Below are 12918 nucleotides of genomic sequence, written 5' to 3'. Positions count from 1 at the left end.
TATAAGGGGTGTCGGTCGGCTCTCGGATGAAGCTGGCATACGTGCGAAGGGGCTTGCCTGCGCCGTCTCCCTCGCCACGTGAGGCGTTGATGTGCAGGTGGCAGGCCTGCTCGACGTCCAGGTGCGCGTCGGTTGGCTGCAAACGGGCGTTGGATCGGTTTTGCCGTCAGTAAATTCATCTCCGACGAATCACGCGGACAGGATTCAGGATCACCAAACGTGAAATCGATGTCGTTTTGGAGCTTGTGATTGCCGACCAGGGAGCACGATTCGGTAATCGCGAAACCAGGCGTGAATCACGTTTCATGAAGTGTGGTGAAATGAAGCGGTGTCGCCAATTCGTTTCGTGACAAAGTGTTTTGAAAGCTACGCTGATGGTTCGCCGAAGACGGCGGCGACGGCCTTGCGAGTGCGCTCCTGGCTGGACGGCATGAGGTGCGCGTAGACGCGGAGGGTCAGGCCGGGGTCCGAGTGGCCGAGGTACTCGGCGAGGGCCTTGATGTTCTCCCCGGCGTCCAGGAGCACCGAGGCGTAGAAGTGGCGGAGGGCGTGCATGCCGTTCTCGCGCGATTCGGCGTACGACCCGCCTGGCTTCCGCTCGGGGATCACGCCGGCCGAGGCGAGGGCCCGCTTCCACACCTCCTCGTTGAGCGACGTACGCCAGACGTGCCCGCCGCGCGGACCGGTGAAGATCAGCCGCTTGGTCACCGGAGGCCCGTCCGCCACCTTCCACGGCAAGGTGATCTCTACCGGTGGGAATCGCTTCATGTGAGCGCGGAGAGCGTCGGCGACTGGGCCGGGCAGCGGTACGTCCCGGAGCTTGCCACCCTTCGGCGGGGCGAAGACTGGCTTGCTGCGGCTCAGCTTGAGCTGCTGGACCACGTGGAGGGTGTCCGACTCGAAGTCGATCGCGTCGATGGCCACGCCCAGGATTTCGCCTTGCCTAAGGCCGCAGCCCCCGCCGAGGTCGACCATGGCTTGGTAGCGCTCGGGCATGCCGGCCCGGACGGCGAAGACCCGTTCCGGCGTCCAGGGCACGACGCGCTTGTTGTCCACAGTCGGTGGACGGACTGAGCGAGCGGCGCAGGGATTCCGGGGAAGGTGCCCGTCGTCCACAGCCGCGCTCAAGGCGGCACGCACGTTGGAGTAGATCGTCCGGGCATACGAGCCACGGACGCCGTTCTCCTGGAGCTGCCGCACCCAATCGCGGATGTGAGCGGGCTGGAAGGAGCCGAGAGGGCGCGAACCCAGGTACGGGTAGGCGTGTAACCGAAGCTGCGACTCCATCGACGCCTGAGTGTTCGGGTCCGGCGCGTGGGTCACCCACTCCTCGGCGTACTGCTGGAAGGTGATCCGGGCCGCGCGCGGGTCGATGTACTGCCCGCGCGCCATGTCCGCCTCGATGTGCGCCAGCCACTGATCAGCGAGCCGCTTCTGACGGTCGGGGAAGCTCTTGGACTTCTCCGTGCCGTCCGGGCCGACGTAGCGAGCGCGATAGCGCAGGCCGGACCCGCAACGCTCGGTCTTGACCTTGCGCACCTTCCCGTCCGGGCCAGTCTCGGTCCGGTACCACCGGTCCTGAATGTGCCCGGCCATCAGGCGGCAGCTCCTTCACGCAGGGACTCCACCCAGGCTCGAACGTCCGCAGGGTCGTAGCGAAGGTGCCGGCCGACCCGGAAGCCGCGGGGACCGGTGCGCTTGCGACGCCACTGGTACACCGTCTCGACGCTGGGGAGGTCGAACATCACCACGAGGTCGTCAGGAGTCAGGTACCTCGACGGCAGGCCACCGGATCCGGAGGCCACTTCAGCGACAGCGAGGCGTCGGCTACCCATGGGTGGGCTCTCCTTCGGTTCCGGGGGCGGGTTCGAGGGATGCGGCCAGCCAGGCTTCGGCGTCGGACAGACCGGTGCCGGCGAACACCCAGTGGGCGAGGACGTACGTCGTGCCCGTCGGCCGTTCGTCGGTTGCTGCCTGGACTCGGCGCCATTCGGCGCGGGCGTCGCGGAGGGCGCCGAGGGTGGTGGAGTAGCGGCGGGACTTGGTGGAGAAGTGGCCGCGGAACCCGAGCATGTGAGCCCAGGCGCGCAGGCGGAGGTGTTCGAGGTCCTTGCGGGCGCCGAGGGTCCAGGCCGTTCGGATGAGGCGGCGGGCGTGCTCGCTGATGTCGAGCTGGGCGAGCTCGGCGACGAACTTGAGCGGGCGGTCGAGAGCTCCCGTGGCGGTCTCGGCGCCCTTGGTGGCGTACTTGGCGATGTAGGCGGCGACGGCCCGCTCGGTCAGCTCCTGGCCGCCGTCGAAGTCGGCCGAGCGGATGGTGCGCACGTCGAGCTGTCGGCCGAAGGCGAAGGTGTGCGCACGGCCGTCGATGACGGGGCCGTCGACGCGGACCTTGGCGGCGGCGGCCTCGATGGCGTCCGTGAGCAGTTCGGCGGTCGCCCAGGCCGGGGGCGGAGTGTCGCCGCCGCCGGGGCCGTCGAGGCGGATCACGGCGTGGAAGTGGACGGCTCCGCGCTTCTGGTACTCGGCGACCTTGGCGAAGGAGACGCGGGCGTGCTGGCGGAAGTGGCGCTGTGACAGGCCCGCGCGCTTGGCGGCCTCTCGGCGGAGGTAGATGGAGAAGCGCCGCCAGAGCTGTCCGGCGTGCGCGTTCCAGAGGACGGTTGCTTCGTAATCGTACGTGTCCGGGGCGAGCGGTGTGCCAAGGGCGTCGTCGTCCTGGTCGTGGTGAGTGCCGCAGCGGCAGGAGCGGCCGTCCGTGCGGCGGTTGTGGACCGGGCCGAAGCCGGGGGCGGTGAAGGTGGCGAAGACGCGAGGGTGGGCGGCGACGTGTTCCGGGGTGCCCTTGCCGCCGCGCAGTCCAGCGGTGATCAGGTGGAAGGTGTCGCGGCGGTAGACCTCGGCGCAGGCCGGACAGCGAGTGGTCCGACGGTTGTTGCAGCGGACGAGGAGTTGGCCGGCCGGGAGGGCCGTCGAGTCGAGGTGCTGGAGGACACGGCCGATCTCGCCGGTCGTGGTGTCGACGTCGTACTCGGTGCGGTGGCCGTCCAGCCGGATGGGGTGCGTGCAGCCGCCGAGCCCGGAGAGCTGACGGAGGATACCCGGCAGGGTGCCGTCGGCGGCGAGGTTGCAGAGTTCCGGGAGTGGCGGCGGGGTGGTGCGGGCGAAGATGGCGGTCTCCTTCTGACGGGCACTGTCGGGAGGGATGGGCCACCGGGGCGGCGGATGCTTGGCCGTGTCACGCCGCCCCGGAGGTCTGGGCGCCTCAGCGCCGGTTGTGCTCGTGGAGCAGCGAGCGCACGACCACGGCGGCGATGGCTACAGAGATGGCCGTGACGGCGACGGCGGCCAGAAGCGCGGTGAGGACCACACCCGCGACGACCACGGCCGCGACCGTCTTCTGGTCGATGGAGATCGACGGCAGGGCGCGTCGGGCGGGAGCCTGGTCGGTCGGGGCGTGCGTGTGAACCGGCGGCGGGGTCGGGTTGTCCGGGTACTTGGGCAGGAACACGGCGGGCTTCTCCTTGCCTACTCGTCTAGTCATGTGAGCCGTTTACGACACCCACGCCGGACCGCGTGCCGGACTCGATGGCGGGCGCGAGGAAGGTGTGCGAGAGCCAGAAGCCGAACAGGGCGATGAGGACGACGATCCAGGTGCGGACGCCGAGGAACTTGATCGCTCCCCAGGCGAAGAAGCCGAGAACGACGACGAGCGGCAGGCTGACGGTCACGGTGGTCGGGTTCCTTTCAGCGGGCGGGACAGCGATGGGTGCGGGCGGCCAGTTCGGCGGCGGCCCGGCTGTCGTAGTCCGCGGAGAAGCCACAACGCGGTGCGGTGCAGGCAGCGGTGTGCTTCTCGCGGCCACGGTTGTCGTAGGCGGTGCCGACCTGGACGGGGCCGATGCGGGTGACGTTGCGGAAGCTGCGGTTGGCGGCCATGGATCTCCTCTCAGAGGTGGGCGGCGATGGCTTCGGCCATGAGCACCGGGACGCCGAGGCGGGCGCGCAGGGTCGGGGTGTCGATCGGGGCGCCGGTGCGGGCGTGGTGCTCGGCGGCGACCTTGCGGGCGTGGGCGACCAGAGCGGACGGCACGGGTACGGGCGGGGGCTGCGGCGGTGCCTCGATGGTGGGGTGGGCAAGCGGTTCGGGCGCGGCCTCGGGCTCGTCCTCCTGGTCCTCGATGACCTCCCCACCGGGGCCCGTCTTCGGCGCCGTGTGCGCGAGGAGGGTCCCGCCGAGGAAGGCGACGGCGGGCCAGCCCGCGACGAGGATGCGCAGCCAGGCCGGGACGTTGCCGAGGTCGAGGAGGCCGGCGGTGGCGACGTTGGCGCCGAGAGATGCGGTGAGTGCGACGACGAACCAGCACCAGGCCGCCGCTTTGGTTGTACCGGAGCGCAGTCGACGCCAGGCGGCGACGAGCAGCAGGTCGACGGAGACGGGGTAGGCCCAGGCCTTCCAGCCGTCCTGTCCGGCCGCCACGGCGACGTCATGCAGGTGGGCGAAGGACAGTGCGGCGGCGATGAGCGCTTGGACGAGCACCGCGTCGACGCGGGCCAAGCGGGCGCGCATGATGCGGCTCCTTCCGGAGTCGAGCGGAGGGAATCAGTCGGTGACCGGGCGGGGCAGGAAGACCGGGGCCGCGGTCTCGACCGGACGCACGGGTACGTCGGGCCGGAAGGGCTTCAGCGCGGGCAGGTCGGGCACCAGGTGGGCCGACTCGCGGCAGGTCTCGGCAGCGTCCCCGAGGGACAGGTACGGCGTGCGGATGCGGGACCAGCCGCCGGTGGTGTCGCCCGCTACGGCCAGGCCGGGCCGTTCGGGAGCGATGGAACAGGCTGCCTGGACAGCTTCCGGTGCGATGTCGCCGAGGGCCATCTTCGCGGAGGCCTCGTCGTTGACGCGGTGGCAGACGCGGCCGGTGAGCTGGGCGCGGAGCATGGTGGCGCCCTTGCCGAGTTCAGCGCCGAAGCGCTGCCCGCAGACCTCCAGATAGATGCCGGCGGCGCGGCCGAGCTGGGCGAGCCGAATGAGCTGGGTGACCATCTCGTCGCGGCGTCCCTCGTCCTTCTTGGTCGCGACGAGGAAGAGTTCAGCGACTTCGTCCACGAACAGGACGACGGGCACGGGGCGTTCGTCGTCGGGCAGGCCCCAGATGTCGGAGGTGATCTCCTCGTCCGGAGTGCCAGGGGCGATGCCCTGCCGGGCCTTGATCAGGTCGTACCGGTGCTCCATCTCGTTGACCAGCACGGGCAGCAGCTCGGCCGCCTGCTCCGGGTCGGTGGCCAGTGCGGAGAGCCGGGGTGCGAAGGGGGCCAGTTCGACACCCCGCTTGCAGTCGATGCCGACCAGGGCGACGGGCTGAGAGGCGAGTCCGGCGATCAGATGCCGCAGGTACATGGACTTCCCGGACAGGGTGGCGCCGAGGGTGAGTTGGTGGGGGATGGTGCGGTAGTCCCGGATGAAGGGTGTGGCGTCCTCTCGCAGTGCGACCGGCACTTTGAGGGGACCGTGCGCGACCTTGCGGGGCATGCGCACCCGCCGTAAGACGTCGTAGCCGACGAGCCGCAGGTCGACGACCCCCGGCTTGACGGTGGTGACGTAGACGGCGTGAACGCCCCAGGCATGCCGCAGCCGCTCGGCGGAGGCCGCGAAGTCGGCGGGTTCCTGGCCCGGCGCCAGGCGGAGACGGATGCGCAGTCCGGTCGTGGTGGGCCGGATGATGCCCCGGCGCGGCGGCACGGGCCGCACTTCGCGCTGGGTCATGGCCTTGACGGCAAGAACCCGCAGCCGGGAGGGCGCCACGGTCAGGCCGCATGCCTCCATGACCGAGCCGTACGAGCTGAGCAGCCGGACCGTCGACGCCGGGAGGCCGACCCTGGACGAGTACGCCGCCGGGTGCTTGGTCCGGGCGTAGGCGGCCCCGCCGCCGAGTGCGGCGACAGGACCACCCACTTCGAAAAGCGTCGTCAGGTCAAGCATCAGGCCGCGGCCCCGGAGACGGCCGGGAAGGCGGCCGGGGTCACGGCGGCGGCCCGGTAGGCGATGCCGTGGCGCTGCTGGCCGTTGAAGACGGACTCCCACGGCCGGGCGACGAGGCCGGGCAGCGACACCGGCGAGCCGAGGATCAGGCCCTCGGAGACGCCACCCTCGGGAACGGTGACCTTGATGAGCGAGGACTCACCGTCCTCGATGTAGACGACGCCGATGGTCATCAGTGCCTCGCCGCTGGTCGCGTCCTTGGCGATCTCGCCGGTCTGCCGGTCACGGACCTTCGGCTCCGGAGCCTCCGTGAGGAGGATCGTCGCGGCGGAGGTCTCAACGCGGATGGTGCGCAAGGTACTACCCCTATCTACTCGTCTATACAAGAGTCGATCTGTGAGCCCGATCTCCGGGTCACGTGGATCACCTTGACACACAACTTGCCCACTCGTCTATACGAGTAAGCGTGTCGGTGTGTACGAGTTCGGAGAAGCGTCCCCGCGCACTACCGCCGCTCCCGGGGATCAGGTCGCCGGGAGCTGGTACGCCAGGACGTACGCGTCCGCTGCCATGACCGTGTCGCAGACCTCGACGGCACGTCCCTCGGTGTCGAAGGCGGTCCGGATCAGGTGGATGACAGGCACGCCGGCCGCCAGGTGCAGGAGCTTGACCTCTGCGGGCGAGGGCATGCGGGCGCGGATCTCTTCCTCGAAGTGGTCGAGGTGGTGCCCCAGCTCTTCGAGGCGGGCGTAGATGCCGCCGGGGCCCGGGTTGGGCTCGGCGATAGGAGTACCGCGGGCGATGTCGAGGGGGAGGTAGGAGGTCGCGAACTCGACCGGCCGCCCGTCGAGGAGATACCGGCGCCGACGAGCGAGGACGCGCCGCACCGACCCGAGCCGGGCGGAGATGTCCTGACTGGGCTTCTCCTCCTTAACCTCAAGGCTGTCGACCGTCGGATGACTGCCTGCGGCGTCGGCCTCCACGATGAAGGCGGACTTACCCTGCTCGCGATGGCGCCGGGCGAACCGGTCGGAGGCGAGCCGGCGCACCGGGGGGCGCGGCCGGACGAAGACACCCTTACCGTGCTCGGCGTGCACCAGGCCTTCGCCCGTGAGGACAGAGAAGGAGTTCCGCACGGTCATCCGTGAGACGCCGTAGTGCTCGACCAGCTCGGCTTCGGAGGGCAGCTTCTCGCCCTCGCGGAATCGCCCACGGTCGATAGCGTCGCGCAGCTGGTCGGCGATCTGCCGGAAGACCGCACGATCGCTCGTGGGGTCGAGATCACCGAGGAGGCCCGAAGGAAGAGGGCTCACGTGAGTACTCCTTTAGGTATCTAGACGAGTGGGCGAGTTATGTTGCTACGGTGGAGAGCCTAGCCAGCCGAGAGGGCCGAGGAACGTGAGCACTGAACGCCCGCACTCCGTGAGCGTCGCCGGGGTCGTCGTGGACGACCAGGGCCGGGCCCTCCTGATCCAGCGCCGGGACAACGGTCACTGGGAGCCGCCGGGCGGTGTCCTCGAACGCGAGGAGACCATCCCGGAAGCTCTTCAGCGCGAAGTCCTCGAAGCGACCGGAATCAAGATCGCACTTCCCGCGACTCTGACCGGCGTCTACAAGAACATGAAGGGCTTGATCGTCTCGCTGGTCTTCCGCTGTGAAGCCGCCGACGGTGTGCCCACCACCGGTGACGAGACCCGCGCGCTGCGCTGGGCCACCCGCGAAGAGGTCACCGAGCTTGCCGACGAGGCGTACTCGATCCGCGTCCTGGACGCACTCGACGCGACGACCCCGCCGGCCATCCGCGCCCACGACGGCGTGAAACTCGTCTAGCCCGAACCCGCTGCACATGGCGGCCTACCAGCGTAAAGGAACTTGTATGCACGAGTATATGAGTACAGCTCGGGTCTGGGGGCTGAGTTGCCCAGGATTCCCGGAAGAGGTGAGCCGGGCCCGTCGATGGACCCGTGACATCCTGAGCGGCTCCCCTTTAGCGGAGGACGCCGAACTGATCGTGAGCGAGCTGAGCTCGAACGCGATCCTTCACACGGCGAGCGGTCGGGAGTACGGCAGCTTCCACCTGGCCGTCGCGGTCTCCGCTCAGGTGGTGGCGGTCTCCGTCACGGATGACGGTGGTACGAGGACGGCCCCGAAGGTCGAGCCTCAGGACCAGGACGCCGAGCACGGCCGGGGCCTGGGCATGGTCAGCGTCATCGCTCACCGGGTCGTCGTGCACGACAGCGACCAGGGCCACACGGTCACCGCGGAGCTGTACGCGGACGCCCGGCGGGGAGGCCACCCGTGCTGATGAGGCCACCGCAGCGGGGCTACTGGTGCGAGTGCTGGACCGAGGACCTGACCGAGGAGTGGCCGCCGGCACTGCTGGCATCCTTCGATGCCTACTCCGCGCCGCAAGCGGACCGTTGGGTAGCGGTCGTACTCCGCACGATCTCACCGTCACTTGACGCGGACGCATCGGATGCGGCGTGGGAGTGGCTGTACGAGGGCCGCATCGAGACCCGACGAGCCCTGTTGCGGGCGGAGCCGTGCACAGTGTCTGTCGCCCACGCCAGGACCCGGATCACGTGGACTATCCGACCAGTGCTTTTCCTGCCGCTGGCTCACCGCCAAGGCGCCGAACTACCGGCGTGCGCATACCGTTTCAAGGCCCACGCGAGCGACTGAGTTACAACTTTCTCTACTGGTTCAAGGCGGCTCGCTCCGCTCACCGCGCGCGGCCCGGCCCCCGGCCGGGCCTGCGCTCCTGTCTCCGCCCCGCTCCAGCCCGGCCGGCGTCCGTGCCGCGCTCAGAGCAATCAGCCGCCTGACGCCAGAGAAGGGGTACTCCGCGGCTGGGGCGGTCGGCTCCACGACTGGCAGACTGGCACGGCATGTTCCGCTAACCGTGCTGAGGGAGCTTGTAGCCCGTGCGACTCTTACCTGTCAGAACTACCGTTGCACCCGAAGCTTTTCTACTTGGCGCTACCCTCGCACTAGTTGGCGTGGCGTCAGTTGCGGTGAAGCGGGGTGGGCCGGGATGGCGAACGACACAGACGATGACGGCACCTCGAAGTCCGAGGCCACGGGCGGCGCCGTGTTCGAGCAGCGACAGCAGGGAGTGGTGCAAAGCGGTGTCATCAGTAACGTCATCTACCAACACAATGTTGAGCTCGGCGGTAGCCTGGCCCAGCGGCGGCAGAAGTTCCACTTCGACTTCCTGAACCACACGCTGAAGCAGGCCGAGTGGACGTTCCGGCTGAGCGTGTGGTTCATGACCGGCGGGGCGCTGGTCATCCTGGCCGGAGCCGTGCTCGCGTTAATCCACGCTGGGAACCCTGACCTCAGTTACCTGCCACTTGTGACGAGTCTGACCGGCGCGTTGATCACGGTCGGTGGCGGTGCGTTGGCGTTGCACTCGAAGCGCACGATGACCAACCTCACCAAGGCGGCCGAGGACAACGAGAGGAAGATCGACATCGATCATAAGCTCGAAGTGGCGACAACCTTCATCGACCGCGTCCAGGATCCGCAGACCAAGGACCGCCTACACTCGGCCGCTGCCTTGAAGGCGCTGGGCATGGACGCGCAGCCCGAGACCATGGTCAACCGGCTGCTTCCCGACCAGCAGTCCAAGCAGATCGAGCCGGGCGACTCCTTGGGTTGAGCAGCACTAGGCCAGGGCCCCCGGGGATGCTAGTGCGCTGGCCGGCCCCGGGCCCGGGGCGGGCTCTCGTGAGGCGAGAGACCTCACGGGAGCCCGGAACGGGACTACGCGGACGGCTGGGCCTGCGGATCCCTCCCGCTGGACTACCTACCTCCGGGCGCGCTTCAGCTCCTGCCACGCCTCCCAGGCACGCCGGATGGACGCGAAGAATTCGGGCAGCTGATCAACGAAGCCCTTGAGGGCGTAGAGAAAGATCGACAGAACGCCGAAGACGGCGAGGATGGCGAGCGTCATGGCCCCGTCCAACGGTCTCGGTACCTTCCGTTCGAGTGACCGAGCCGGGACTCTTGCGCAGGGCATTCGTCAGCTCGACCACGATGAAGTGGCTCGAACTGAGAAGCCCTGCGTCCGACGTATCGCCGGGTATCTCAGGCGGCATGACCGAAGCCCTGCCGTAGATCGTTAACGTAGTAATAAGGTAGCGCTAGCCGGGTGAGGCCTAGCAAATAAGCCCAGATCACATACCGCTACGGCTGGCCGACATCGGATAAGCGGGCCTCTCAGTAGCCCACTCAGCAGCCCACCCACTGACTAGTTCGCACCTGAAGATGCGGACGTCGCCAAGAACGGAAAAGCAATCTTGCTTAGTGCCCAAGCAGTAGGGAGTTCGCAGCTCCGCCCACCTGGGGCACGCCGACGAGCATAGCGCACCAATCGCCAATGCGGCTGTTTAAACGGTGAATTGGACTGTGAGCTGCCAAAACGCCACTGCCCCGGGGCAGTGGCGGCGTGAACGGGCCAAACCTACGCGGCGGTGGGCGGCTCCTCATCGTCCGCCGGGACCGTCACCGGGGGCGGCGGCACCTCCGTGTCATCGGGCTTGATCACCTCGCCCCTTCCGACTCGCCTCCGCGGCCCGGCCGGCGTGGCTGCTCCCGTCGACGGCACTGCACCGTGGCCGAGGCCGGTTGGGGTGCGGCGAGACATACGCGCACCTAGTCGGTCGGCGCGCCCGCCGTCGTGGCTAGCTGTCGGTAGCTGGGGTTCATGCGGCCCGCTCGACGGTGCCGATCTGAGCACCTCAAGGTGAGCCGCAGCGATGTGATCCAAAATCAGGTGATCGTGGTGTTCACAACGGGCGTCATGGTGCCGATACTGACTGTAGTCGACGCGGGGTTGGTGCCGCTCGATGCACCATCAGGGGAGGGGCCATGGGGAGCATCACGCTGAGGGTCGAACAGGACCACGTCGAGGGCGTTGCCAAGCTAAACGATCCAGTCGGTGCGGTGATCGAGCTTATCTGGAACGCACTGGACGCGGACGCGACTACCGTCACCGTGGATATCGAGCGGAATGAGTTCGACGGCGTCAGCAAGGTGCTCGTTTCGGACGACGGTCATGGCATGCCGTCTGAATCTTGCCCCTCCTATTTCGATAAGCTGGGCGGCTCATGGAAGAAGACTGCCCTGGTTTCCCTGGATAAGCACCGGGCAATGCATGGGAGAAATGGCCAGGGTCGCGTGCGCGCATTTGCGCTCGGGCAGCACGTGCGCTGGACGACCATTGGTAAGGGCGTTGCCGGGAAAGTTAAGACCGTCATTGAGGCCGATCGTACAGCGATGCGAAACTATCGCATTGATACGCTCGGGTTAACTGATGAGGTTACCGGAACGACAGTCGAGGCGTGGGGGGCAGTTCCTAATCTGGATCGATTGCTGAACACCTCAAGGGTGCTCTCAGCGTTGACGACGGAATTTGCTCTGTATCTCGAAACCTACCCGGACTCATCAGTGACATACGATGGTGCGCGGGTTGATCCTGGGCAGGTGCAAGTCCACTCAGCCGTTTACAATCTTGACGAAGTCGGCGAGTTCCCTGCTCCCGAACTCAGAGTTATAGAGTGGCGCAAAGGTGTAACGCGCGAGCTTGCGCTTTGCGACTCAAGGCGGATGCCCTTGGTGAAGCTCCGCCCGGAGATTCAGGCACCAGGATTCAATTTCACGGCCTATCTGTCGTGGCAGGGTTTTGAGGATAGGCCGCAGGATCTGGCTTTCGTCGACTGGGATGAGGATTCCCCAGTTTCGGAGCAGGGTCGATGACCGTCGCCGGGAGCAGGTCCAGGAGTGGCAGAGGGAGCAGGTCTACCCCTACGAGGGAGAGGCTACAGAACCGACGGAGATCACTGAGCGGGAAGCCTTCGATACGGTAGCGACGACTATCGCGAAGCATATCCCTAAGGCTCGTAACGCCAGAAGGGCGACGTTGGGTCTCCTGAAGGAGACACTTGCGGCGAAGCCAGATCACACACCGGAAATCCTTGAGCGCTTTTTCTCCTTGACTCGTCAGGAAAAAGAGGAGCTTGGACTTCTACTGAAGCGTACAAGTCTGACCTCTTTGATCCGCACGTCCACAGAGGTTACTGACCGTCTTGATTTCCTTCGCGCCCTGGAGATACTACTCTTCGACACCGAAGCGAAAAAGGTGACGCGAGAGCGGGACCAGTTGCATAAGATCCTGGAAAACGAGGCTTGGGTCTTTGGTGAAGAATATTCGCTCATGGTCAGTGAGCGCGGACTCTCGGAAGTTCTTCGGAAGCACCTTTCGATTCTAAGGGTGCCTGAGCCCGAAGACACTAATGTTCGTCTCCTGGACGGGCACGCCGGTAGAGTCGACCTCATGCTCTCGAAGACGACGGTTTGGGTACAAAAACCTCATCACTTGGTCGTAGAACTCAAGCGCCCCAACGTAAGACTGGGAATGGCCGAGTATGCCCAGCTTGTGAAATATGCAACCACCGTCATCGCGGATGAACGCTTTCGGAGCACCGAGGCGAACTGGGACTTCTGGCTCATCGGGAATTCCATGGATGACGTCTTGCGGAGCCTTACGCGTCAGCCTCACCTGCCCCCAGGCCAAGCTAGCGCGATTGGCGCTAACACAAGACTGTGGGTCCGCGAGTGGAGCGAAGTTATCCAGGAGTGTAAGCAGCGGCTTCACTTCTACCGGGATAGGCTCGACTATCAGTCCACGGATGAGCATGCTCTGGAATACCTGGTGCGCAAGCATCCGAATGCGACACCGACCGTGCTCCTGCCTGATGACGAGGATGTCGTGGAGGAGCAAGCCGCGACCGTCCCGTCTCCACGCGATGGCGAGCTAGCGCCGCATGCGCCTTCCGCGGCGGACTAGCGTGATGGGATTGTGGGCGGTGCCGGTCCGGTCCAGTCGCGCGGGGATGGGGGCCAAACGGGGAGCCACGCGTGGCAGCCACGCACGC

The 12918-nt window shown here is 66.9% G+C and carries 17 protein-coding genes; 6 read left to right on the top strand and 11 right to left on the bottom strand.

All coding sequences use genetic code 11. The annotated features are described in order from the left end of the window. Window positions 1-366: 366 nt before the first annotated feature. The 10 genes from ACZ3ZD_RS00460 to ACZ3ZD_RS00415 all read right to left on the bottom strand — a co-directional run bounded on the left by ACZ3ZD_RS00460 (window position 367) and on the right by ACZ3ZD_RS00415 (window position 7293). Window positions 367-1596, bottom strand: coding sequence for a tyrosine-type recombinase/integrase (locus ACZ3ZD_RS00460; protein ID WP_467391963.1), 1230 nt, complete (start codon window positions 1594-1596; stop codon window positions 367-369). After that, complete coding sequence (locus ACZ3ZD_RS00455) at window positions 1596-1835, bottom strand: helix-turn-helix transcriptional regulator (RefSeq protein ID WP_467391961.1); 240 nt, start codon at window positions 1833-1835, stop codon at window positions 1596-1598. Before ACZ3ZD_RS00455 ends, ACZ3ZD_RS00460 begins: the two co-directional genes overlap by 1 nt. Further along, window positions 1828-3108 carry a replication initiator gene (locus ACZ3ZD_RS00450; RefSeq protein ID WP_467393231.1) on the bottom strand — a complete coding sequence of 427 codons (1281 nt, stop codon included), beginning with the start codon at window positions 3106-3108 and terminating at the stop codon, window positions 1828-1830. Before ACZ3ZD_RS00450 ends, ACZ3ZD_RS00455 begins: the two co-directional genes overlap by 8 nt. A 157-nt stretch (window positions 3109-3265) precedes the next feature. Continuing rightward, window positions 3266-3511 (bottom strand): SpdD protein, encoded by a 246-nt coding sequence (locus ACZ3ZD_RS00445; RefSeq protein ID WP_467393229.1) that lies wholly within the window; start codon window positions 3509-3511, stop codon window positions 3266-3268. A gap of 25 nt (window positions 3512-3536) precedes the next feature. Next, window positions 3537-3731 carry a hypothetical protein gene (locus ACZ3ZD_RS00440; protein WP_020940615.1) on the bottom strand — a complete coding sequence of 65 codons (195 nt, stop codon included), beginning with the start codon at window positions 3729-3731 and terminating at the stop codon, window positions 3537-3539. A 16-nt stretch (window positions 3732-3747) separates the two neighbouring features. Continuing rightward, on the bottom strand, window positions 3748-3939 hold the full coding sequence (locus tag ACZ3ZD_RS00435; RefSeq protein WP_101417899.1) for a mobile element transfer protein: 192 nt from the start codon (window positions 3937-3939) through the stop codon (window positions 3748-3750). Window positions 3940-3949: 10 nt separating this feature from the next. After that, entirely contained in the window at window positions 3950-4570 is a 621-nt protein-coding gene (locus tag ACZ3ZD_RS00430; protein WP_467391960.1) for a DUF2637 domain-containing protein, read from the bottom strand. Between the two features lie 33 nt (window positions 4571-4603). Beyond that, window positions 4604-5980: an FtsK/SpoIIIE domain-containing protein gene (locus tag ACZ3ZD_RS00425; RefSeq protein ID WP_467391958.1), complete on the bottom strand. Its 1377-nt coding sequence runs from the start codon at window positions 5978-5980 to the stop codon at window positions 4604-4606. Then, complete coding sequence (locus tag ACZ3ZD_RS00420) at window positions 5980-6336, bottom strand: SCO3933 family regulatory protein (protein ID WP_053710567.1); 357 nt, start codon at window positions 6334-6336, stop codon at window positions 5980-5982. The genes ACZ3ZD_RS00425 and ACZ3ZD_RS00420 overlap by 1 nt, the downstream gene beginning before the upstream one ends. 168 nt (window positions 6337-6504) lie before the next feature. Further along, a complete protein-coding gene (locus tag ACZ3ZD_RS00415) occupies window positions 6505-7293 on the bottom strand; it encodes a GntR family transcriptional regulator (RefSeq protein WP_467391955.1) in 789 nt (262 codons plus the stop codon). 109 nt (window positions 7294-7402) lie between these two features. Between ACZ3ZD_RS00415 and ACZ3ZD_RS00410 the strand changes: the two genes are divergently transcribed. The 4 genes from ACZ3ZD_RS00410 to ACZ3ZD_RS00395 all read left to right on the top strand — a co-directional run bounded on the left by ACZ3ZD_RS00410 (window position 7403) and on the right by ACZ3ZD_RS00395 (window position 9641). Then, window positions 7403-7810, top strand: a complete 408-nt coding sequence (locus ACZ3ZD_RS00410) for an NUDIX hydrolase (RefSeq protein ID WP_467393227.1) — start codon at window positions 7403-7405, stop codon at window positions 7808-7810. 46 nt (window positions 7811-7856) lie between these two features. After that, complete coding sequence (locus ACZ3ZD_RS00405; RefSeq protein WP_467391953.1) at window positions 7857-8285, top strand: ATP-binding protein; 429 nt, start codon at window positions 7857-7859, stop codon at window positions 8283-8285. Beyond that, on the top strand, window positions 8285-8662 hold the full coding sequence (locus tag ACZ3ZD_RS00400) for a hypothetical protein (protein WP_467393225.1): 378 nt from the start codon (window positions 8285-8287) through the stop codon (window positions 8660-8662). Before ACZ3ZD_RS00405 ends, ACZ3ZD_RS00400 begins: the two co-directional genes overlap by 1 nt. A gap of 352 nt (window positions 8663-9014) precedes the next feature. Further along, window positions 9015-9641 carry a TRADD-N-associated membrane domain-containing protein gene (locus ACZ3ZD_RS00395; protein ID WP_467391951.1) on the top strand — a complete coding sequence of 209 codons (627 nt, stop codon included), beginning with the start codon at window positions 9015-9017 and terminating at the stop codon, window positions 9639-9641. A gap of 147 nt (window positions 9642-9788) precedes the next feature. Here ACZ3ZD_RS00395 and ACZ3ZD_RS00390 read toward each other — a convergent pair whose 3' ends face one another. Further along, the gene (locus ACZ3ZD_RS00390) at window positions 9789-9935 is read right to left on the bottom strand and encodes a hypothetical protein (protein ID WP_465934818.1); all 147 of its coding nucleotides are present in this window, start codon (window positions 9933-9935) and stop codon (window positions 9789-9791) included. A 917-nt stretch (window positions 9936-10852) separates the two neighbouring features. On the opposite strand from ACZ3ZD_RS00390, the gene ACZ3ZD_RS00385 reads away from it, so the two are divergent. Together ACZ3ZD_RS00385 and ACZ3ZD_RS00380 are read left to right on the top strand one after the other, a co-directional pair. Beyond that, window positions 10853-11740: an ATP-binding protein gene (locus ACZ3ZD_RS00385; RefSeq protein ID WP_467391949.1), complete on the top strand. Its 888-nt coding sequence runs from the start codon at window positions 10853-10855 to the stop codon at window positions 11738-11740. Then, the gene (locus ACZ3ZD_RS00380) at window positions 11706-12830 is read left to right on the top strand and encodes a hypothetical protein (protein ID WP_467391947.1); all 1125 of its coding nucleotides are present in this window, start codon (window positions 11706-11708) and stop codon (window positions 12828-12830) included. The genes ACZ3ZD_RS00385 and ACZ3ZD_RS00380 overlap by 35 nt, the downstream gene beginning before the upstream one ends. The last annotated feature ends 88 nt before the right edge of the window (window positions 12831-12918 follow it).

This window comes from Streptomyces sp. NPDC023481, assembly GCF_055560195.1.
The sequence above is the reverse complement of the archived record's forward strand: the minus strand, read 5'-3'. Positions and strand labels throughout refer to the sequence as shown.